The sequence below is a fragment of the Aquibacillus halophilus genome, from assembly GCF_009649745.1.
Classification (GTDB): domain Bacteria; phylum Bacillota; class Bacilli; order Bacillales; family Amphibacillaceae; genus Aquibacillus; species Aquibacillus halophilus.
Window position 1 is genome coordinate 15,314 of record NZ_WJNG01000018.1, and the last position, 21,500, is coordinate 36,813.

21 protein-coding genes and 1 riboswitch are annotated in these 21,500 nt (G+C 35.5%); all 21 genes read left to right on the forward strand.

Translation table 11 applies throughout. The features are described from left to right. The first annotated feature begins 7 nt into the window (after positions 1-7). The 21 genes from GH741_RS18770 to GH741_RS18865 all read left to right on the forward strand — a co-directional run bounded on the left by GH741_RS18770 (position 8) and on the right by GH741_RS18865 (position 21,417). A complete protein-coding gene (locus GH741_RS18770; RefSeq protein ID WP_338079567.1) occupies positions 8-1,183 on the forward strand; it encodes an acetyl-CoA C-acetyltransferase in 1,176 nt (391 codons plus the stop codon). 16 nt (positions 1,184-1,199) lie between these two features. Further along, positions 1,200-2,984 (forward strand): acyl-CoA dehydrogenase family protein, encoded by a 1,785-nt coding sequence (locus tag GH741_RS18775; protein WP_153738306.1) that lies wholly within the window; start codon positions 1,200-1,202, stop codon positions 2,982-2,984. A 118-nt stretch (positions 2,985-3,102) separates the two neighbouring features. Further along, positions 3,103-3,459, forward strand: a complete 357-nt coding sequence (locus tag GH741_RS18780; RefSeq protein WP_153738307.1) for an arsenate reductase family protein — start codon at positions 3,103-3,105, stop codon at positions 3,457-3,459. A 75-nt stretch (positions 3,460-3,534) separates the two neighbouring features. Beyond that, entirely contained in the window at positions 3,535-3,921 is a 387-nt protein-coding gene (gcvH, locus tag GH741_RS18785; RefSeq protein ID WP_153738308.1) for a glycine cleavage system protein GcvH, read from the forward strand. A 242-nt stretch (positions 3,922-4,163) separates the two neighbouring features. Continuing rightward, the gene (locus tag GH741_RS18790; RefSeq protein ID WP_153738309.1) at positions 4,164-4,514 is read left to right on the forward strand and encodes a toprim domain-containing protein; all 351 of its coding nucleotides are present in this window, start codon (positions 4,164-4,166) and stop codon (positions 4,512-4,514) included. Positions 4,515-4,531: 17 nt separating this feature from the next. Next, positions 4,532-4,843 (forward strand): thioredoxin family protein, encoded by a 312-nt coding sequence (locus tag GH741_RS18795; RefSeq protein ID WP_153738310.1) that lies wholly within the window; start codon positions 4,532-4,534, stop codon positions 4,841-4,843. 194 nt (positions 4,844-5,037) lie between these two features. Then, a riboswitch (SAM riboswitch) is annotated at positions 5,038-5,151 on the forward strand. A 194-nt stretch (positions 5,152-5,345) separates the two neighbouring features. After that, positions 5,346-6,371: a methionine ABC transporter ATP-binding protein gene (locus GH741_RS18800; RefSeq protein ID WP_153738311.1), complete on the forward strand. Its 1,026-nt coding sequence runs from the start codon at positions 5,346-5,348 to the stop codon at positions 6,369-6,371. After that, the gene (locus tag GH741_RS18805) at positions 6,364-7,032 is read left to right on the forward strand and encodes a methionine ABC transporter permease (RefSeq protein WP_153738312.1); all 669 of its coding nucleotides are present in this window, start codon (positions 6,364-6,366) and stop codon (positions 7,030-7,032) included. The genes GH741_RS18800 and GH741_RS18805 overlap by 8 nt, the downstream gene beginning before the upstream one ends. Before the next feature lie 27 nt (positions 7,033-7,059). Beyond that, positions 7,060-7,944, forward strand: a complete 885-nt coding sequence (locus GH741_RS18810) for a MetQ/NlpA family ABC transporter substrate-binding protein (RefSeq protein WP_153738313.1) — start codon at positions 7,060-7,062, stop codon at positions 7,942-7,944. Between the two features lie 225 nt (positions 7,945-8,169). Beyond that, complete coding sequence (locus GH741_RS21690; protein WP_170287664.1) at positions 8,170-8,322, forward strand: YuzK family famiily protein; 153 nt, start codon at positions 8,170-8,172, stop codon at positions 8,320-8,322. Positions 8,323-8,835: 513 nt separating this feature from the next. Then, on the forward strand, positions 8,836-9,621 hold the full coding sequence (gene sufC, locus GH741_RS18815; RefSeq protein WP_153738314.1) for a Fe-S cluster assembly ATPase SufC: 786 nt from the start codon (positions 8,836-8,838) through the stop codon (positions 9,619-9,621). A gap of 15 nt (positions 9,622-9,636) precedes the next feature. After that, positions 9,637-10,944, forward strand: coding sequence for a Fe-S cluster assembly protein SufD (gene sufD / locus GH741_RS18820; RefSeq protein WP_153738315.1), 1,308 nt, complete (start codon positions 9,637-9,639; stop codon positions 10,942-10,944). Next, a complete protein-coding gene (locus GH741_RS18825; RefSeq protein ID WP_153738316.1) occupies positions 10,944-12,164 on the forward strand; it encodes a cysteine desulfurase in 1,221 nt (406 codons plus the stop codon). The genes sufD and GH741_RS18825 overlap by 1 nt, the downstream gene beginning before the upstream one ends. Next, positions 12,154-12,594, forward strand: coding sequence for a Fe-S cluster assembly sulfur transfer protein SufU (sufU, locus tag GH741_RS18830; protein ID WP_153738317.1), 441 nt, complete (start codon positions 12,154-12,156; stop codon positions 12,592-12,594). The genes GH741_RS18825 and sufU overlap by 11 nt, the downstream gene beginning before the upstream one ends. A 38-nt stretch (positions 12,595-12,632) precedes the next feature. Beyond that, positions 12,633-14,030, forward strand: a complete 1,398-nt coding sequence (gene sufB / locus GH741_RS18835; protein WP_153738318.1) for a Fe-S cluster assembly protein SufB — start codon at positions 12,633-12,635, stop codon at positions 14,028-14,030. 160 nt (positions 14,031-14,190) lie between these two features. Beyond that, on the forward strand, positions 14,191-15,021 hold the full coding sequence (locus GH741_RS18840) for a sulfite exporter TauE/SafE family protein (protein ID WP_338079568.1): 831 nt from the start codon (positions 14,191-14,193) through the stop codon (positions 15,019-15,021). 12 nt (positions 15,022-15,033) lie between these two features. After that, entirely contained in the window at positions 15,034-16,428 is a 1,395-nt protein-coding gene (locus GH741_RS18845; protein ID WP_153738319.1) for a bifunctional metallophosphatase/5'-nucleotidase, read from the forward strand. An 80-nt stretch (positions 16,429-16,508) separates the two neighbouring features. Continuing rightward, the gene (locus tag GH741_RS18850; RefSeq protein WP_420809416.1) at positions 16,509-16,793 is read left to right on the forward strand and encodes a YunC family protein; all 285 of its coding nucleotides are present in this window, start codon (positions 16,509-16,511) and stop codon (positions 16,791-16,793) included. Positions 16,794-17,574: 781 nt separating this feature from the next. Continuing rightward, positions 17,575-18,675 (forward strand): HD-GYP domain-containing protein, encoded by a 1,101-nt coding sequence (locus tag GH741_RS18855; protein WP_153738321.1) that lies wholly within the window; start codon positions 17,575-17,577, stop codon positions 18,673-18,675. A 53-nt stretch (positions 18,676-18,728) separates the two neighbouring features. Further along, on the forward strand, positions 18,729-19,514 hold the full coding sequence (gene yunB, locus GH741_RS18860; protein ID WP_240795568.1) for a sporulation protein YunB: 786 nt from the start codon (positions 18,729-18,731) through the stop codon (positions 19,512-19,514). 358 nt (positions 19,515-19,872) lie between these two features. Further along, positions 19,873-21,417, forward strand: coding sequence for a Na+/H+ antiporter NhaC family protein (locus GH741_RS18865; protein ID WP_153738322.1), 1,545 nt, complete (start codon positions 19,873-19,875; stop codon positions 21,415-21,417). Positions 21,418-21,500: the final 83 nt, after the last annotated feature.

The following is a 21,500-nucleotide window of genomic DNA, read 5'->3' on the forward strand; positions in this document are numbered from 1 at the left end:
AAGGAATGTGAAGGAAGCTGTTATTGTCGCAGGTGCAAGAACACCGATAGGCAAAGCGAATAAAGGTTCGTTAGCACATGTGAGGCCAGATGATCTTGCAGCATTAACAATTAGGGAAACTTTGAAGCGTGCTGGAGACTATCAAGGCAATATTGACGATGTCATTATTGGCTGTGCGATGCCAGAAGCTGAACAGGGAATGAATATGGCTAGGAATATTGCTGGCCTAGCAGGACTGCCGATTACTGTTCCTGGTATCACTATTAATCGATATTGTTCTTCTGGACTACAGAGCATAGCTTATGCCGCAGAAAGAATTATGCTCGGTCATAGTAATTCGATCATCGCTGGTGGTGCAGAATCAATGAGCATGATTCCAATGGGTGGGCATGTTATCAAACCGAATATTGAACTTGTGGAAAATGCACCAGGTTACTATATGACGATGGGTCACACAGCAGAAGAAGTAGCTAATCGTTTTGGTATTTCTCGAGAAGATCAAGATTTTTTCGCAGCAAGGAGTCATGCAAGAGCGGCTCAGGCTTTAAAAGACGGGAGATTTCAAAATGAAATAGTCCCTGTTGAAATTACTAATAGGGAAATGGGTCCTGATAATAAAGTAATAGAAAAGAAAAGGTTATTTGAATTTGATGAAGGTGTAAGGTCTGAGACGAATGTACAGATACTTTCGAAACTAAGACCAGCTTTTTCAAGAACTGGCTCAGTAACCGCTGGCAACTCATCACAAATGAGTGATGGAGCCGCTTCGGTATTGGTGATGGATCGAAAAAAGGCTGAGTCTGAAGGGTTAACCCCACTTGTCAAATTTCTTTCCTTTGCAGTTGCTGGTGTCGAACCTGAAGTGATGGGTGTTGGTCCCATTAAAGCAATACCTAAAGCATTAGAAATTGCTGGTCTTTCATTAAGTGACATTGGCTTATTTGAGCTAAATGAAGCCTTTGCGTCACAGTCAATTCGCGTAATTCGTGAGTTGAATCTTGATGAGGATAAGGTAAATGTAAATGGTGGAGCAATAGCACTTGGCCATCCATTAGGCTGTACAGGAACGAAATTAACACTAAGCTTGATTCATGAGATGAAACGTAGAAATGAACAATTTGGAGTAGTTACGATGTGTATTGGTGGTGGTATGGGAGCTGCTGGTGTATTCGAATTATTATAAGAGAGGAAGCGTAAACATGGGAGAAACTAAAGAGAAAGTATTTAAGGGTGGAGCTTTTATTATCGAAGATCTGACACCGGAGGATATTATCACACCGGAGGATTTTACTGAAGAGCATAAAATGATAGCTAAAACAACCGAGGATTTTGTTATTGATAAGGTAATTCCAAAAGTACCTTTACTTGAGGATCATCAATTCGAGCACTCCGTTCAGTTATTAAAAGAGGCTGGGGAATTGGGATTGTTAGGTGTTGATATTCCAGAAGAGTATGGTGGGTTAGGTTTAGATAAGATTAGTTCATCACTAATTACAGAGAAATTTTCTAGGTCTGGTGGATTTTCAGTTACACATGGTGCACATGTTGGAATTGGTACATTACCAATTGTTTTTTTCGGAAATGAAGAACAAAAACAAAAATATTTGCCAGATTTAGCTACTGGTGAAAAGTTAGCTGCCTATGCACTAACTGAGCCTGGTTCGGGATCAGATGCTCTTGGTGCAAAAACAAATGCAAAACTCAATGATGAAGGAACCCATTACGTTTTAAATGGTGAAAAACAATGGATTACTAACGCAGCATTTGCTGACCTATTTATTGTCTATGCACAAATTGATGGGGATAAATTTACGGCATTTATCGTGGAACGCGATTTCCCAGGTGTTTCGACTGGTCCTGAAGAAAAGAAAATGGGTATAAAGAGCTCTTCTACACGGACGGTGATTTTAGATGAAGCCAAAGTCCCTGTAGAGAATGTGTTAGGTGAAATCGGAAAAGGGCATGTGATTGCATTTAACATTTTAAACGTTGGTAGATATAAACTAGCTGTAGGCGGAATTGGTGGAGCCAAACTAGGGATTGAATTATCTTCAAAATATGCGAATCAACGAAAGCAATTCAACACGGCCATATCTAACTTTTCTCTTATTCAGGAGAAGCTAGGAACAATGGCTACAAATACGTATGTAAACGAGAGTGCTGTTTACCGGACAGTTGGCCTCTTTGAACAACGGATGGGAAGATTAACTGATGAAGAGTTGAAAGATGGCAAGGAGATTGCCAAGGCAATAGCTGAATATCAAATTGAATGTTCAATAAATAAAGTTTTCGGATCTGAATTAATTGATTTCGTAGCGGATGAATCTGTCCAAATCCATGGTGGTTACGGATTTATGCAAGAGTATGAAGTTGAACGTATGTATCGTGATTCCAGGATTCAACGAATATTTGAAGGTACCAATGAGATTAACCGTTTACTGATTACTGGATCGTTGATAAAGAAAGCAATGAAGGGTGATTTGCCACTTTTGCAAAAGGCACAAGCATTACAAGAAGAATTAATGATGTTAATGCCCGAAGAAGTAGGGACTGAAACATTAGAAAAAGAAAAGTATTTACTAAGAAATGCTAAAAAAATCGGATTATTGTCAGCAGGAATTGCTGCTCAGAAATTTGGTCCAAAACTAGAGCACGAGCAAGAAATATTAGCTAATATTGCAGATATCGTCTCAGAAATCTACAATATGGAATCGGCAATACTAAGAACTGAAAAAGCGATTTCAAAAAATGGCGAAGAGAAGAATAAACAAAAAGTTCTATACACTGAAGTCTACGTACAAGAAGCTTTCAATCGTATAGAGGCTCATGCAAAAGAAACGATTATTGCTAGTGAGTCAGGTGATACATTGAGAATTACTTTATCAGCAATGAGAAAGCTGACTAGACACGATCCAACAAATGTAATTGGTAAAAAGCGAGAAGTCGCAAAAACAATTATTGATGCAGAAAAATATGTAGTGTAATAACTTTTACCGAATTCCCCTATTGATTTTCAATAGGGGAATTCGTTTTGTATAGGGCATTAAAATAAGTAATATTAAGGGTAATATGATAAAATATGTGGAAAAGGGAGGTTTGAAAATGGCTTTGAATTTTTACTGGTATCCCAAGTGCAGTACATGCCAACAAGCTAAAAAATGGTTTGATAGAAAAGATATTAAAATAAACGAAATACATATTGTTGAGTCCCCTCCGTCAAAAAAAGAATTAAAAACAATTATTGAAAATAGTGGTTATCCTCTCAAGAAATTTTTTAACACCAGTGGAAAGAAATATAGGGAATTGGGTTTAAAGGATAAACTTATTGACGCAACTGAAAGTCAACAATTGGATTGGCTGACATCAGATGGCATGTTAATAAAAAGGCCAATAGTAACAGATGGACAAAAAGTTACTATTGGTTTTAAAGAAGAGATTTTTGAGCAAACTTGGAAATAAGGTTAAAATGTTTGAAAATAAAGGTTAAATGCTTTTATATTAATATATGCAATATATTTAAATGGAGGTTTTATCATGAGTTTACCAAAAGAGTTACGCTATTCTGAAGAACATGAATGGGTTAAAGTCGAAGGAAATAAAGTGAGAATTGGAATCACTGATCATGCTCAGGCTGAATTGGGAGATATTGTCTTTGTAGAATTGCCAGAAGAAGGAGATACTTTAGAATCTGATGAACCGTTTGGTAGTGTTGAATCAGTAAAAACTGTCTCAGAACTCTATGCCCCAATAAGTGGTAAAGTAGTAGAAGTCAATGATGAGTTGGATTCAAGTCCTGAATTTGTTAACGAGTCACCATATGAAAAAGCTTGGATGATTGTTGTAGAGCCGAATGATCCTTCTGAGATAGATGATTTGATGACTGCAGAACAATATGAAAAAATGATTCAAGAGGAAGATTAATTTAATTAATGTTATTGGATCTGTACATAAAAGTACAATAAAAAAATACAATGTAATAGGAACCAATTATAAATCCCCTTGTTACTTTTTTGTAACAGGGGATTATTATTAATTTTTTGTTATACTAACTAAATAAAGGCTTGTAAAATTAGGAAGGCTCCCTTAAATGGATTATTTCGACAGTTTCATTTTTTCTTGTACTATAACTATGGTATCTATATGATAAGAGCAGGTGGTCTCATATGACGAATATAGAAAAGGTTATTATTGTAGAGGGACGTACTGATAAGTTACAAATAGAAAAACTGATAATTGAAAACGTGAAAATTATTTGTACTAATGGAACTTTAGGTGTTGAACGTTTGGAAGAGTTACTAATTAATTACGATCTTGACAATAAAGATGTTTTTATTTTGGTTGATGAGGACAGTGCAGGGCAAAAGTTACGCAAGCAGTTATCGATAGAACTTCCACATGCAGAACATATATATATTGATAAAACTTTCAGGGAGGTGGCTGCTACACCAGAATCTGAATTGGCAATTGCATTATTGAATCGGCGGATTAAAGTTAATCCAATATTTTTGATTTAGAAGGCTGTTGATGGTAAATGTTAAAAGTTAAAAACTTAACTGAGATTGACAATAGTATTAGTTATAAATATATTTTTGTTCATACACCATTTTGTGGGACATGTCAGTTAGCCCGCCGAATGCTTAACACAATAGAACATATCTGGGAAACAGATCTTTTCTACGAGATGAATGCCTCATTATTTCCAGAATTTATGATGAAAAAGGAAATTAAAAGTGTTCCATGTTTGATAATTATTCGAAATGGTGTAATCCAAGAAAGTATTTATGCTTTTGAATCAGTCACTAACATATATAATCGAATAAAGACGTATTCTGATCAGAAATGAGGGTTTCTGATCTTTTTTTTTGAGAATTTTTTTATCCGAATAACCGTTTATAATGTTTAATTTTTGAAAAGTCCAACATTTATATATAATTTTACAACCTTGTCGAAAAAAGAAAAAATCTGTTGACACTATATGATTGTGCATGCTAGAATCTTGCTTAGCGCTGTTAATAATCTAATAATTAAATATATAATCTCTTATCGAGAGAGGTGGAGGGACTGGCCCGATGAAGCCCGGCAACCGTTAAACAGTTAACTGTTTAAAATGGTGCCAATTCCTGCGAAGCATAAAGCTTTGGCAGATGAGAGAACCGAAAGTACTTATTTGCGTCTTTCTGTTCTCTGAACAGAGGCGTTTTTTTAATGTAAAAATACACAAAACAGTGCAAAAGAAGATTCATTTTTTGCCATTTCTAATTTGGATATCAATCTTAAAATAGTTAGAAGTGGTTAGTATAATAGGGAAATAATTAGAGCAACTGTTTAGTTAGGAGGGGAAATCTCTGATAACAATAAAGGGATTAAAGAAAACATTTACGACAAAATCAAATACGATTATTGCCGTAGATGATATAAATCTAAATATAAATAAGGGTGAAATATTTGGAGTAATTGGATATAGTGGTGCTGGAAAAAGTACATTTATCAGGCTGATTAACCGTTTGGAGCAACCAACTGACGGTAATATAACGATAGACGGTCAAGAGATAACTGACCTAAATCAGAAAGAACTTCGTCTTTCGAGACAAGAGATTGGTATGATTTTTCAACATTTTAACCTGTTATGGTCTAGAACAGTAAGAGATAATATTTCATTGCCACTTGAAATAGCAGGTGTACCAAGGGTTGAAAGGTTAGAGCGAGTAGAAGAGCTAATCAAACTCGTCGGTTTGTCCGGTAGGGAAGATGCTTACCCATCAGAATTAAGTGGTGGTCAAAAGCAAAGAGTTGGAATTGCGAGAGCCCTGGCTAACAACCCGAAAGTATTGTTATGTGATGAAGCTACATCGGCATTGGATCCCGAAACAACTGACTCAATTCTGAAGTTATTGATTGATATAAATAAAGAATTAGGTCTTACGATTATATTAATTACACATGAAATGCATGTTATTCGTAAGATCTGTCATCGAGTTGCGGTTATGGAAAATGGAAGAGTAGTTGAGCAAGGCGATGTACTAGATGTCTTTTTACACCCTAAACAACAAGTTACTAAAAAGTTTGTTGAGCAGGTAATGGGGGACAAGGAACAAGACGATGCTTATGAGTTTTTAACAACTAGTTATACGACTGGCAAAAATATCAGGTTACACTTCATAGGAGAAACAACTAACCAGGCATTGATAAGTAGAGTGGCAAAGGAATTTGATGTAGAGATTAATATCTTGCAAGGTAAAATTACTCAAACACAAAAAGGCGCTTATGGTACTCTAGTCGTTAATATCGATGGTGAAAATAATGAATTAGCAAGAGCGATTGAATTTATAAAGTCTACTTCAGTAGAAGTGGAGGTGGCACCAAATGCTTAATGAACTTTTTCCAAATGTTAAAATAGCCGACTTATGGGAAGCCACTGGTGAAACATTCTATATGACGTTGATTGCCCTAACAGGAACATTTGTCCTAGGGATATTATTAGGCCTATTGCTTTATTTAACTTCTAAAGGCGGACTTTGGCAAAGTAAGTCATTAAATTTGTCTGTTGCCACTGTTGTTAATGTATTTAGAGCAATACCATTTATTATTTTGATATTACTATTGTTTCCTTTTACTGATTTTCTTGTAGGAACAATTAGAGGACCTAATGCTGCCCTGCCAGCTTTAATTATAGGATCTGCTCCATTTTACGGAAGATTGGTTGAAATTGGCTTAAGAGAAGTTGATAAGGGAGTAATTGAAGCTGCGAAATCAATGGGAGCCAAAACAAGAACGATTATTTTTAAAGTACTATTACCTGAGTCAATGCCCGCACTAGTATCAGGTATAACAGTTACTGCCATTGCTTTAATTGGTTATACGGCAGTAGCCGGAGTTATTGGAGCAGGTGGGCTAGGAGACTTTGCTTATTATTATGGTTTCCAGAGACGTGCTTTTGACGTTGTGTTTGTATGTACTGTGCTTATTGTTATCATTGTGTTTATTTTTCAATTTATTGGTGATTTTATTACCAATAAATTAGATAAAAGATAAAAAAAAGAAAAAAAGGGGACAAAAAAAATGAAAAAGTTTTTAGTTTTATTTTTATCAGCATTATTTATTTTGGTTTTAGCAGCATGTGGTACTTCAGAAGAAGATAATACCAATGGAGAAAGTGAAACAGCACCAGCTGAAAATGAATCAGCTGAAAACGAAACTGCAGAGCTCACAGAGATTGTTGTTGGAGCTACAAGTATTCCTCACGCTGAAGTACTTGAGGAAGCGAAGCCTTTATTAGAAGCAGAAGGTATCTCTTTAGTGATCGAACAATATCAGGATTATATTTTGCCAAACGAAGACTTGGCTAATGAAACTCTAGATGCTAACTATTTTCAACACATTCCTTATCTTGAAAGCCAAAAAGCAGATTTTGGTTATGACTTTGTAAATTTAGGTGGAATTCATGTTGAGCCTATGGGTGTATATTCAAAAAATATTGCTAGTATGGATGATATTCCAGAAGGTACAGAGGTAATTATTAGTCGTTCTGTTCCAGATCATGGCCGTATTCTCGCTTTATTTGAATCACAAGGCTTGATTACTCTTGCAGAAGGTGTCGACAAAGCTAGTGCTACAATTGAAGATATTGTAGAAAATCCATTGAACTTAACATTTTCTCCTGATGTAGATGCAGCAGTATTACCGGAAGTTTATGAAAGAGAAGAAGATGCTTTAGTAGCAATTAATACTAACTATGCAATTGAAGCTGGCCTTTCACCATTAGATGATTCATTATTTGTTGAAGGTGCTGACTCTCCGTACGTAAATGTTATAGCTGTCAGAGCTGCAGATGAAGACAGTGAAGCTCTTAATAAATTAGTCGAGGTTCTTCAATCTGAAGAAATCCAAACATTTATTACAGAGACCTATAACGGCGAAGTTGTTCCTGTTGGTGGATCAAATTAATCGTTAATTGTTAGAAAAACGAACAAAATGGAAAGAAATCTAACGTATCTGAAAAGAAAATGAATTATATTTATGTGAGGATAATTCATTAAAGCACATCCTTTCTAATGTTTTTAAATGCGCTTTGTCAGATTTATTGACGTAATGGTACAATTAATTTTGTCAACATTATGAAAGGGTGGATTCATTATTAATAGTGGTTTAGGTTTAAATTATACTGCTGAAATGGAAAAAGCGATGCTGCAGTCTCGCGGAGTAGGATTTGCCGAGTATAGCAGAAAATTGACCAAACGATTAAAAATTGAAAAAGATAGAGAAGCTGACTATCAGAAAAGCTTAGAAATCGCTAAAGAAATGGAAAAAAAAGCACATAAATAAATTTAAAACCCCTTATCAAACTCTGGTAAGGGGTTTTTCAATATATTTTTCAATATATTGTGAATGATTGATTTGATTTGTATAAGACTAACTTGGTTAGGTTTAAATACAATGTTAAGTCCATTATAGGAAATGATTACAACAATTTAAAATATAAAATATATAATATAGAAGAAACTAGGTGAAAATAAGGTGGGTTGGTAATACTTTCGAACTCAGAAGGAAAACAGCCTTAACTATAACTATAACAAGGAGTAATAATAACAGTAAAAAGGCAAAGGTATTCGTATCAATACAAAAATACAATGATTTGAGAATTAATGTTAAAAGAGACCATTTTTTAGTTGAAGAATGACTTTATTAACATTTATGTTTGAAAACGTATTAGATGGATAGTTGAATCTGTTGATAATAGTTTCGAAATGATATAAGATTGTAATGAGAATAAATTGAGAATGGATATAAGTATCCATGTCTGCAATATTATCATAATAATGTTCTGGAGGTATAAATATGGCTGGGTCTACATTAGAAATAAAGGATCTTCATGTAACAATCGAGGATCAAGAAATATTAAAAGGTGTTAACTTAACTATTACTGGTGGAGAATTTCATGCGGTGATGGGACCAAATGGTACAGGTAAATCTACACTTGCTGCGGCAATTATGGGACACCCAAAGTATGTAATTACTAAAGGTAGCATCCTTTTAGATGGTGAAGATGTACTAGAAATGGAAGTAGACGAAAGAGCAAAAGCTGGTCTATTCCTAGCAATGCAATACCCAAGTGAAATCACTGGGGTAACAACTTCTGACTTTTTACGTTCGTCGGTTAATGCACACCGTGAAGAAGGTAATGAAATTTCTTTAATGAAATTTATTAAAGAGATGGATGCAGCAATGGATTATTTAGAAATGGATAAAAACATGGCTCAACGTTATCTTAATACAGGTTTCTCAGGCGGGGAGAAAAAACGTAATGAAATCCTGCAATTAATGATGATCAAACCTGCAATCGGAATTTTAGATGAAATTGACTCTGGTTTAGATATTGACGCACTTAAAGTTGTTTCAAAAGGAATCAACAAGTTACGTGATGAGTCATTCGGTTGTTTAATTATTACTCACTATCAACGTTTATTAGAATACATTACTCCTGATAAAGTTCACGTTATGATGCAAGGACGTGTTGTTAAGTCAGGTGGTCCGGAACTTGCACAACGTTTAGAAGCTGAGGGCTATGAATGGATCAAAGAGGAATTAGGAATTGAAGATGAAATCGCAGGTCAAAAAGCGTAAGCAAGGAGGGTTATTATGGCTATAGATACAAAGCTACCATATGAAAAAGATTATGTTAGCAATTATTCAGCACGTCTAAATGAACCGGAATGGATGAAGTCATTGCGCCTTCAAGGATTGGAACTAGTTGACACACTGCCAATGCCTAAGCCGGATAAAACTAATATAAGTAAATGGAATTTCAAAGATTATAAACATGATGCTGAAGGTAAAGCAATACAATCATTAGAAGAGCTCCCAAATGAAATAAAAGTGTTGTTAGATTTAGACAATAAAAATCAAAATTTATTTATACAACGAAATCAATCCGTTGCGTACCAATCACTATCATCGGAGCTTAAAGCCAAGGGTGTTATTTTCACCGATATTTTTTCAGCTATGAACGAACATAGTGATTTGGTTCAACGCTATTTTATGAAAGATGCTGTATCTGTTGATGAAAATCGACTAACTGCATTGCACACTGCATTAATGAATGGTGGAGTCTTCGTCTATGTTCCGAAAAATGTAGTTATAGAAGATCCTCTTCAAGCTATCTTCTGGCAAGAGGATTTGGAAGTAGCATCCTTTAACCACGTTATAGTTGTTGCGGAAGAGAATAGTTCTTTAACTTATGTTGAGAATTATATCTCACATAATAAAACTGAAAATGCAGTAGCAAATATTGTTACTGAAGTAATTGCACATGACAATGCTAATGTATCATTCGGTGCTGTTGATAATTTTGCTTCAGGTACAACAGTATATGTAAATCGTCGTGGCGTTGCTTACCGTGATGCAACAATTGATTGGGCATTGGGTCAGATGAATGATGGTAATACGGTTTCTGAGAACATTACACACTTGATTGGTGATAATTCAGTTTCTCATGCGAAAACAGTTACTGTAGGTCGTGGTGAGCAAACACAGAACTTCACTGCAAAAATCGTACATTTCGGTAGGAATTCCGAAGGGTATATTTTACAACACGGAGTTATGAAAGATAGTGCCTCTTCTGTATTTAATGGTATCGGTAAAATTGAACATGGTGCCACTAAATCAAATGCAGAACAAGAATCCCGTGTATTAATGTTAAGCAAAAATGCTAGAGGTGATGCGAATCCGATTCTACTTATTGATGAGGATGATGTAACAGCTGGGCATGCAGCATCTGTAGGTCGCGTAGATCCGTTGCAAATATTTTATCTAATGAGTCGTGGTATTTCGAGGTTTGAAGCAGAACGTCTAATAATACATGGTTTCCTTGCTCCAGTTGTTAATGAAATACCAATTAAAGCTGTAAGGGATCAGTTAACACAGGTAATTGAAGGGAAAGTACATTAATGGATGTAAATGCCATTAGACAACAATTTCCTATTTTAAATCAAAATGTTAATGGACATCCATTAGTTTATTTAGACTCATCTGCAACTTCACAGAAACCATTATCTGTAATATCGGCAATGGAAGATTATTATAAATTTGATAACTCCAACGTTCACCGAGGAGTTCATACTTTGGGTAATAGGGCAACAGATAAGTATGAAGGTGCTAGAGAAAAAGTAAGAAATTTTATTAATGCTGAAAGTGCTTCACAGGTAATATTTACACGAGGGACAACGACCTCTATTAATACAGTTGCTTACAGCTATGGACGTAGTAATTTGACTGAAGGCGATGAAATTTTAATTACACCAATGGAGCATCATAGTAACATTATTCCATGGCAACAGACTGCAAAAGCTACTGGTGCAACGTTAAAGTATTTGCCTTTGCAATCTGATGGAACAATAGATTTAGTTGACGTTAAGGAAGCTATAACAAATAAAACTAAAATTGTTGCTATTATGCACGTTTCAAATGTCTTAGGTACGATAAATCCTATTAAGCAAATAGCTCAAATAGCACATGAGAATGGCGCAGTTATGCTTGTAGACGGGGCACAGGGTGTTCCGCATCTTAAAGTTGATGTACAGGATTTAGATTGTGATTTCTATGCTTTCTCTGGACATAAGATGTGTGGTCCTACAGGTATTGGTGTTTTATATGGAAAAAGAGAGCTGTTAGATAATATGGAACCAGTTGAATTTGGGGGCGAAATGATTGATTTTGTAAACCTATATGATTCGACTTGGAAAGAGTTGCCTTGGAAATTTGAAGGTGGAACACCAATTATTGCTGGTGCGATAGGACTAGGAGCTGCGATTGATTTTCTAAATGACATTGGTTTAGAAAATATAGAGGAGCATGAATCAAAACTAGCTCTGTACGCTATGAAGCAACTTCGAACAATAGATGGGCTGACTATTTATGGACCAGACGATAGAGCGGGTCTAATTACGTTTAACTTAAATGATGTACATCCACATGACACTGCAACAGTTTTAGATTCAGAGGGAATTGCCGTACGCGCTGGCCACCACTGTGCACAACCTTTAATGAAGTGGCTTGATGTAACTGCTACAGCTAGAGCAAGTTTCTATCTGTATAACACAGAAGAAGAAATCGATCGTTTAGTAGACGGATTAAATAAGACAAAGGAGTATTTTGGCGATGTCTTTTAATAACCTTGATACGTTGTACAGACAAGTAATTATGGACCATTATAAGAATCCTCGTAATAAGGGAGCATTAGCTGATGAATCCTTAACAATTGATATGAATAACCCGACTTGTGGGGATAGAATTCAAATACACTTACAAGTAAATAACGGTATAGTGGAAGATGCCAAATTTGAAGGCGAAGGTTGTTCAATTAGTCTATCCTCCGCTTCAATGATGACACAGGCTATTAAAGGAAAACCTGTAGAAGAGGCACTTAAGATGTCTAAGATTTTCTCTAACATGATGCTTGGAGAAGAAACGGATCAAGAAGATATTGATTTAGGTGATATCGAAGCACTACAGGGTGTTTCTAAATTCCCGGCTCGCATTAAATGTGCGACTCTTGCTTGGAAGGCGATGGAAAAGGGAGTAGACGAAAATAGTCGATAGGATAGACACGAACGCAAACCTAATAGGAGGTATAAATTATGGCGAAAAAAGCGCCTGAAGTTGGAGAATATAAGTATGGTTTTCATGATAAAGATATTTCTATTTTTCGAACAGAAAAAGGTTTAACAAAAAAAGTCGTTGAAGAAATCTCGAGAATGAAATCAGAACCTCAGTGGATGCTTGATTACCGTCTTAAAGCATTGGAGCAGTTTTATAAAAAACCAATGCCACAATGGGGCGGAGATCTTATGGAATTAAATTTTGATGAGATCACGTACTACGTAAAACCGTCCGAAAGAACAGAACGTTCATGGGATGAAGTACCTGAAGAGATTAAAAATACGTTTGATAAATTAGGAATTCCAGAGGCAGAACAAAAATATTTATCCGGTGTTTCCGCACAATATGAGTCTGAAGTTGTGTACCATAGCCTTAAATCAGATTTAGAGGAAAAAGGAATTATTTTTAAAGATACAGACACTGCTCTAAAGGAAAATGAAGATTTATTTAAAGAGTATTTCGGTAAAGTGATACCTTCAACTGATAACAAGTTCTCTGCACTTAATTCAGCTGTATGGTCTGGAGGATCATTCATCTATGTTCCTAAAGGTGTTAAGGTTGATACTCCACTACAAGCTTATTTCCGTATTAACTCGGAAAACATGGGTCAGTTTGAACGTACGTTAATTATTGTTGATGAAGGTGCATCTGTACACTATGTAGAAGGTTGTACTGCTCCCGTCTTTACAACTAATTCTCTGCACAGTGCTGTGGTTGAAATTTTCATTAAAAAAGATGCTTATTGTCGTTACACGACAATTCAAAACTGGGCAAATAATGTCTATAATCTTGTTACCAAACGTGCAATATGTGATGAAAATGCAACTATGGAATGGGTAGATGGTAACATTGGTTCTAAATTGACCATGAAATACCCAGCAGTTATTTTAAAAGGTCAAGGTTCTCGTGGAATGACTCTTTCCATTGCTATTGCTGGAAAAGGGCAACACCAAGATGCTGGTGCTAAAATGCATCACCTTGCACCAAACACATCATCGACAATTGTTTCCAAATCAATTTCAAAACATGGTGGTAAAGTAACCTACCGTGGAATTGTTCATTTTGGACGTAAGGCAGATGGCGCTCGCTCAAATATTGAGTGTGACACATTAATTATGGATAATAAATCAACATCTGATACGATTCCTTATAATGAAATTTTTAATGAAAATATCTCATTAGAGCATGAGGCTAAAGTTTCTAAAGTTTCTGAGGAACAGCTTTTCTATCTAATGAGTCGCGGTATTTCAGAACAGGAAGCAACAGAAATGATCGTAATGGGCTTTATTGAGCCATTCACAAAAGAGCTTCCAATGGAATATGCAGTAGAAATGAACCGTCTTATCAAGTTCGAAATGGAAGGTTCTATTGGATAAGAAATAGCAAAAAACTAATAATAAAAGAGCCCGGATATTCGGGCTCTTTTATTTTCATGTTTTTAAACTATGTAAGGATAATGTTTATGAATAAAATAAAGTAAAATTTCACCATAAACATGTTAAAATAGACAAATAGAAAATTGTGGGACGGTAGTGATTGAACTTGGTTTTTTTTATTTGCGTCATCATTGGTTTTTTGTCTGCTTTTATTGGTAGTCTCGTTGGCTTAGGTGGAGGGGTTATTCTTGTACCCAGTCTTTTAATTTTATATGAGTTATTTGATAGTTTCAATTGGGCAAATTCCCACAATATTGTTGGGATTTCTTTGTTGGTAATGGTATTTACAGCTTTATCATCAAGCATAAGTTATTTTAAGGAAAAAAGGATTGACTACAAAAGCGGTGGTCTTTTTGTAATAGGAAGTGTCCCAGGTGGGATTTTTGGTTCATGGCTAAATCAGTTTTTACATACAGAAATATTTTCTCTATATTTTGGCTTACTAATGTTCGCTATCTTCTTAATGTTTTTCTTTAAGGCTAATATATTAAAAAGAAAGAGAGCAGTTCCTAACAAATGGACTGTGGATAGAGAAGTCTTTTTAAATGGGACTAAACAAACTTATTCATTCTCTTCGATAACTGCTATAGTGATTGCCATGGCAGTTGGAACATTATCAGGTTTATTTGGAATTGGTGGTGGATCTTTAATGGTACCCATTATGGTGCTTTTATTTGGATTTCCTGCTCACATTGCAACCGCAACATCAATGTATATGATATTTTTTCTAAGTCTTATTAGTTCACTAACACATATAATTTTAGGACACATTCCCTGGGAGTATGTGTGGCTATTTATCCCTGGAGCATGGATAGGTGGAACTATTGGTGCAATGTTGAACAAAAGGTTAAAGAGTAGCACGTTAGAATGGGTTTTACGGATTATATTAATTGTTATTGGTATTCGTTTGATATGGCAAGGAATAGGATAAGGGAGAATTCATATGGAAGAAAAGATATTTTTTTATTATACGAGTGATATCCATAGCCATTTTGAAAGCTGGTCAAAAATTGTGGGCTATTTTAACGATAAAAAAAAGCAACGAACAAAGGCAAACCAATCGTATTGGTTACTTGATAATGGAGACTACATTGATCGTTTTCACCCTATTGCTGAAGCCACTATGGGGAAAACAAACGTTGAATTGTTAAATAAGGCGGAGTACCATGTCGCAACAATTGGGAATAACGAGGGAATAACACTAAAATATGATGACCTTTACCACCTTTACGATAGGGCTGATTTTGAGTTGATTTGTGCAAATTTTGAAACGATTAAAGGTACAAATCCAAGTTGGTTAAAACCATTTACAACGATGGAATCAATCAATGGAGTTAAAATTGGAATAATTGGATTGACAGCTCCATTCAATGCTTTTTACAATTTGTTGGGTTGGCATGTAGATTCTCCTTTTGACGCACTCGACCGGTATATCAAAGAGCTAGAGGCAGAAACTGACGTTATTTTGTTGTTGTCACATTTGGGAATAAATGAAGATGAAGCAATTGCCCGCCGATATCCTCAAATAGATGTGATTATCGGAGGACATACTCATCATCTGTTTCGAGATGGTGAATATATTGACAATACATTGCTAACAGCTGCCGGAAAGCATGGTAAATACGTGGGAGAAATTATACTTACATGGGATCATCAAAATAAAAGGTTGGTTAAAAAAGAAGCGTACACAACTAATATCGAATATTTGAACAAAAGAGATAGTATTACTCAGCAACAACTTGAACTCCATTCTGAACGTTCGAGTCAATTACTAAACCAACCTGTTGTGCATCTGACTAAACCATTAGAGGTGGATTGGTTTAAGGAGACTGAGCTCATTAGAAAATTGGTTGAGACTTTAAAGGATTGGACTAATGCTGATTGTGCTATGTTAAATTCTGGACTTTTGTTAGAGAGTTTAGAGGTAGGAGCAGTGACCTATGGAGATGTTCATCGCATTTGTCCTCACCCGATTAATCCTTGTGTTGTTGAACTTAAGGGAGATGAACTTTTAGAAGTTGTTCGAGGGTCTCTTACTAAGGCTTTTATGGAACTACAGTTAAAAGGATTTGGATTTAGAGGTGAGATTATTGGTAAGATGGTTTTTGCCGGAATAGAAGTGAAATTTACTAATAATAAAAAAAACGATAGTCAAGTTAAAGAAATAACGATAGACAGTCATAAAATTGATATGGATAAAATCTATACAGTTGCAACAGCCGATATGTTTACATTCGGCAAGTTATTGCCAGAGGTTTCTAGATCAACCTATAAAAAATACTTTATGCCTGAAATGTTAAGAGATTTACTTGTCCATACATTAAAAGAAAAATTATAAAATCTTATGCACATTAGCCTTTCTTCTCCATATATTGAAAGAGAAAGGAGTGCATTTGATTGATTTCTGTTAAACCACTAATGATTGAAAATCATCCTTTTACAGCAATTAGCGTGAAACTACCCAAAACTAATTTGCTTATTGTTTCGAACGAAATTGGCTACATTATGTGCGGTGCACTAGACGTGGATCTATTGAATGATAAATTGGCGGAAAGAAAAATTGTCGCTGCACGAGCAATAGGTGTGAAAACAATCGAACAACTACTTGATGCCCCGTTAGATAAAGTAACTAATGAAGCAGAAAATAAAGGCTGGTACAAGGGAATAAATGCAAAAGAAGCCTTACTTAAGATTGCAGAATAATTGTTTTTCGGGTTGCCTTATGGATAAGGTAACCCGATTTTTTTGTCTCATAATATTCATTTTTTAGCAGTAGGTAGACACTAAATCTCCATAGACTGCGGCGTAACTATCTGACTTCCTTACGGTCTTTATGGGAATAGTGCTATCTCGCCGCTGCGGAAAAACACTCCCTTTCCATGGGGAACGCCTCAGCCTCCTCGCTCGTAAAGAACACTCACTGCGGGGTCTTCAGACTGTTCCTTTCCCATAGGAGTGTCGCATTTTTCCGCAGCTTAGAATAGCTTTCTGTTCAAGTTAGAACAACACAAAAAACGTTTATTTCATGAAATATCAATACTCTAATTAGAAGTTTTCATCACGCAAAGGTTTTTAACATTTTTTGTGAGTCTTCGTGTATTTTCAACGCTAGTATAGTGTTGTATTAGATTAGATACCTACACTAAATGATGGTGATTGGAGCGCAGGCAGTCGACTCCTGCGGGAAAAGCGACGGCTGAAAATCCCGGAGGAAGTGGTTTTTCTTCCGAGGAAGTTGAAGCGTTGCCCGCGGAAAGCGACTGCCCGGAGCGCAAATCAACGTAGCAGTTACGTCGTATTTTATATCAACTTGGAATATTAAGAACAACAAATGAGTCTTTAATTTAAAAGTTAATTCTTCTAAATTCGACACAAAAACGCGCTTTTTCGCAATATTTGCAGGTAATTGTAGCCTGTTTTTGATTTTTTTGGTACTATTTAAACAAGGTGTCGTTTGATAACATGGTGGGGTTAGGAGAAAAATATGAGACTAGTTGCTACAAAATCTATTGCACAGGGTACAGAGCTTGCTAGAACAATATATAATGATAATGGACAAGTTTTAGTTCAAAGAGATGTAAAACTAACTCCTAGAATGTTAAAGCGCCTTCAACAATTTGGAATTACATATGTTTATGTCAAAGATGCCTTTACTGAAGACATCATTGTAAACCCACCAATTCCTGATGAAGTTCGGATTGAAGCAATCCAAATGATTAAAAGTTCTTTCAAACATTTTCAACAAGATCAACTAATAAAAAACTCTTTCCTTTTTGATAAGACAGGACAAAAAATGACAGATATCGTTCGTGTTATTGTAGATCAAGTCAGTAACCGAGAAGAGGTTTTATCTATTCTGTCGGATATATTGATTAGTGATGACTACATATTTGCACACTCTATTAATGTTACAATCTATTCACTAGCACTTGCAACGGAATTAGGGCTACCAAAAAAGGAAATAGAACAAATTGGTCTTGGTTCCATGCTTCATGACGTTGGTAAGGTATTTATACCTGAAGATATATTGCAAAAGAGTGGTCAGTTATCCAAGCATGAATATGAGATTATCAAAACTCATACCGAAGAAGGTTTTAATTTATTAAGGAAATCACCTAATATTCCACTATTAGTTGCTCATTGCGCATTCCAACATCATGAGCGATTAAATGGTTCTGGTTATCCTAGGGGATTAACAGATAAAGAAATACATCCTTACGCAAAATTAATGGGTGTTGCTGATGTATTTGATGCTGTCACAAGTAATCGGGTTTACCGGGATGCAATGCTTCCACATGAGGGATTAGAAATCCTATATGCAGGCTCAGGAGTTTTATTTGATAAACGTTTAGTTGAAACGTTTAGAAAAACTATTGCTGTTTATCCAAAAGGCTTAACAGTAGAGTTGAGTGATGGTAAAACAGGAATTGTTTTAAAACAAAACAAAAATCTGTATGAAAGACCTGTTGTTAGAATCATAAAGGAGCAAGATCAAGATGTTGCTCCGTATGAATTGGACTTATCTACCCACCTTAACGTTGTTATTACTGCTTGTGATACAGGCTTTGCGAAGAAAATTCAATAATGAATTCTAAGGCTTTCTCAAAAAGCATATTGTTTTTTGAGGGGGTTTTTTTATTGAGAAGACGACCTATGATGATTAAGAGAAGAGTAACTCCGCCTCCAGCGAAGCATATTTTTATGGTAACTGTAATTTTCTTTTTAATAGCAACTGTGATCAGTATTATAATAATAAATGAAGGGATTAAACCGGTATTGATGGATATTGCTACAACGAGAACCGAACAATATGCAAATAAAGCGATGGGGATTGCTGTAAATAAAAGAATCTCGGAAGACTTAGATACCACGAATTTAGTAGAAGGCCAAACTAATGATGAGGGAAGAGTGGTAAATTATATATTTAACACGGATGTTGAAAATCAAATTCAAAGAGATATCCACTACCGAGTGGAGACTTTTTTAGACCGTATAGAAAAGGGGGATATTCCAGGCCCAGGGGCACCCCTAGATGTCGAAATAGAACCAGAAGAAGAACTGCCAATTGATAAAGTTAAGGAAAATCAAAATCTTTTAGAAATTCCAATTGGGCAAGTACTTGGCATTCCGCTACTTGCAAATTTAGGCCCAACCGTTCCTGTAAACATAAAGACACTTGGAATTGTTTCAACAGAAATAACGGATGAATTTGTTGAGTCGGGAATAAATGGTGCGTATATTAATATTCTAGTCCATATTGAAGTAGAGGTTAGTGTAGTGATTCCCTTTGCGTCTGCACCAATAAAGCTAGAACAGGATATACCTATTACCCGAATTTTTGAACCTGGGGATGTTCCACAGTATTATAATAAGGGTGGAAATAACGATCCATCTTTATCAATACCAATTGATCCCTTGAAATAGATTCAACTGGTTGATATAATATCCTAGGAAATTAAATCGAATAACCTTGTCTGATCGGATAAGTGAAGGTGAAATTAACAAAATTTTAATTGCTTTACTAGATTTGTTACTAATCTAGGAGTAGTACATCATTTTTTCATTTCGTAAACTTCACTTTATCTAATTAATGCTATGTAAAGACAGTAATAGGTAACTTTCTATTGCTGTCTTTTTTAATATAGTGATTCTCCTTTGTGATTAGTGAACATAAAAAAGTTTTACGACGTTATAATAAAAATCACACATTTAACTTTTAAGCTTATATGATCGTAGTTATCAACTTTTGACATTTCCACAAATTAGTAATGGAGGTTATACCATGGAAGGCACGATTTTTTCTTTAATACCTGCACTGTTGATGCTCATACTTGTTATCGTAACTAGACGTGTTTTACTATCATTAGGCGTAGGTGTTGTAGTAGGGGCGTTCATGCTGCACAATTTCAACTTACTTGGATCCCTAAACGAAATATGGCTTGTTTTTAGAAATGTTTTTGTAACAGATGAAGGAGCAAATACTGGGAATTTGTATTTATTTGGATTTTTACTATTATTGGGAATCACTACCGCATTTATGACCGCATCAGGTGGAAGTAAAGCTTTCGGAGATTGGGCAATAAAGAAAGTTAAAACACGTAAAGGCGGACAAATCCTACCAGCAATTTTAGGCGTTATTATTTTTATCGATGATTATTTCAATAGCCTTGCGGTTGGACAAGTCGCTCGGCCGGTTACTGACCGATACAAAATATCGAGAGCAAAGCTTGCTTATATAATTGATTCTACTTCCGCACCAATTACTGTTATTTCACCAGTATCAAGCTGGGGAGCTTATATAATTGGTACAATCGGATTTATTTTAGTTGAAAATGAAATCACCGATTATCAACCACTAGAAGCATTTGTTAAAATGATTCCACTAAACATGTATGCATTTGCTGCAATTTTCTTGGTTTTCTTCGTCGCGTTATTTAATTTAGATTTTGGCCCGATGAAAAAGCACGAACAACGGGCAAAAGATTCTGGTGAACTATATGATGTTGAAAAGGGTAATATTCCTGGAGACTTGAAGGAATCATTTAAAGAAAACAAAAATGGAAGAATATACCATCTGATTGTTCCGATTGGCACATTAATAATAGGGACTATCCTAGCTATGATTGGAACCGGATTAGCTAATACAGAGGGACAAGCAACCGTATTACTCATTTTTGAAAATACAGATGTGAACCTTTCTCTATTTTTAGGTGGGTTATCAGCTGTTTTGATTGCTTTAGTCTTATATTTAGTTCAACTACAACCAAAGGCTAACTCAGCAAAGGTTATTTGGGAAGGAATAAAAACGATGCTTCCTGCTATTTATATATTGATCTTAGCATGGATGATTGGATCAATTATAGATAGTTTAGGAACCGGTAGATATTTAGCGCATCTTGTTGAACAGACGTCCTTAAATCCAGCTTTACTTCCGTTACTACTATTTGTAGTAGCAAGTTTTATGGCTCTTGCTACTGGTACATCTTGGGGAACATTTGGAATAATGCTGCCGATAGCTGGAGAAATTGCAGCTGTAACAGATGTTAATTTAGTTTTACCTGCACTTGCGGCAGTGTTAGCAGGTTCTGTATTTGGAGATCACTGTTCACCAATCTCTGATACATCGATTCTTTCTTCTACAGGTGCCGGGGCGAATCATATTGACCATGTGATCACTCAGCTACCATATGCATTTATAGGAGCTGGAGCATCTGTATTTGGATATTTAATACTTGGATTCACTGGTCAAGTATTACTATCTCTTTTAGTTACATTAATTCTAGTAGTGCTTATTGGTCTTATCATAAAAAAACTAACCACAAATTAAATATTTACTTTTAAATCTTACAAAACCCTCCACTATAAAGTGGGGGGTTATATTTTTTTGTAGATATTTTACCCCATTCTAGG

Excerpts from the sequence above, each read along its gene's own strand:
- GH741_RS18780 (WP_153738307.1), top strand. The coding sequence starts at position 3,103 with ATGGCTTTGAATTTTTACTGGTATCCCAAGTGCAGTACATGCCAACAA.
- GH741_RS18775 (WP_153738306.1), top strand. The coding sequence starts at position 1,200 with ATGGGAGAAACTAAAGAGAAAGTATTTAAGGGTGGAGCTTTTATTATC.
- GH741_RS18790 (WP_153738309.1), top strand. The coding sequence starts at position 4,164 with ATGACGAATATAGAAAAGGTTATTATTGTAGAGGGACGTACTGATAAG.
- GH741_RS18810 (WP_153738313.1), top strand. The coding sequence starts at position 7,060 with ATGAAAAAGTTTTTAGTTTTATTTTTATCAGCATTATTTATTTTGGTT.
- GH741_RS18795 (WP_153738310.1), top strand. The coding sequence starts at position 4,532 with ATGTTAAAAGTTAAAAACTTAACTGAGATTGACAATAGTATTAGTTAT.
- sufB (WP_153738318.1), top strand. The coding sequence starts at position 12,633 with ATGGCGAAAAAAGCGCCTGAAGTTGGAGAATATAAGTATGGTTTTCAT.
- GH741_RS18865 (WP_153738322.1), top strand. The coding sequence starts at position 19,873 with ATGGAAGGCACGATTTTTTCTTTAATACCTGCACTGTTGATGCTCATA.
- GH741_RS18850 (WP_420809416.1), top strand. The coding sequence starts at position 16,509 with ATGATTGAAAATCATCCTTTTACAGCAATTAGCGTGAAACTACCCAAA.
- GH741_RS18855 (WP_153738321.1), top strand. The coding sequence starts at position 17,575 with ATGAGACTAGTTGCTACAAAATCTATTGCACAGGGTACAGAGCTTGCT.
- sufD (WP_153738315.1), top strand. The coding sequence starts at position 9,637 with ATGGCTATAGATACAAAGCTACCATATGAAAAAGATTATGTTAGCAAT.
- GH741_RS21690 (WP_170287664.1), top strand. The coding sequence starts at position 8,170 with ATGGAAAAAGCGATGCTGCAGTCTCGCGGAGTAGGATTTGCCGAGTAT.
- sufC (WP_153738314.1), top strand. The coding sequence starts at position 8,836 with ATGGCTGGGTCTACATTAGAAATAAAGGATCTTCATGTAACAATCGAG.
- gcvH (WP_153738308.1), top strand. The coding sequence starts at position 3,535 with ATGAGTTTACCAAAAGAGTTACGCTATTCTGAAGAACATGAATGGGTT.
- GH741_RS18845 (WP_153738319.1), top strand. The coding sequence starts at position 15,034 with ATGGAAGAAAAGATATTTTTTTATTATACGAGTGATATCCATAGCCAT.
- GH741_RS18825 (WP_153738316.1), top strand. The coding sequence starts at position 10,944 with ATGGATGTAAATGCCATTAGACAACAATTTCCTATTTTAAATCAAAAT.
- sufU (WP_153738317.1), top strand. The coding sequence starts at position 12,154 with ATGTCTTTTAATAACCTTGATACGTTGTACAGACAAGTAATTATGGAC.
- GH741_RS18805 (WP_153738312.1), top strand. The coding sequence starts at position 6,364 with ATGCTTAATGAACTTTTTCCAAATGTTAAAATAGCCGACTTATGGGAA.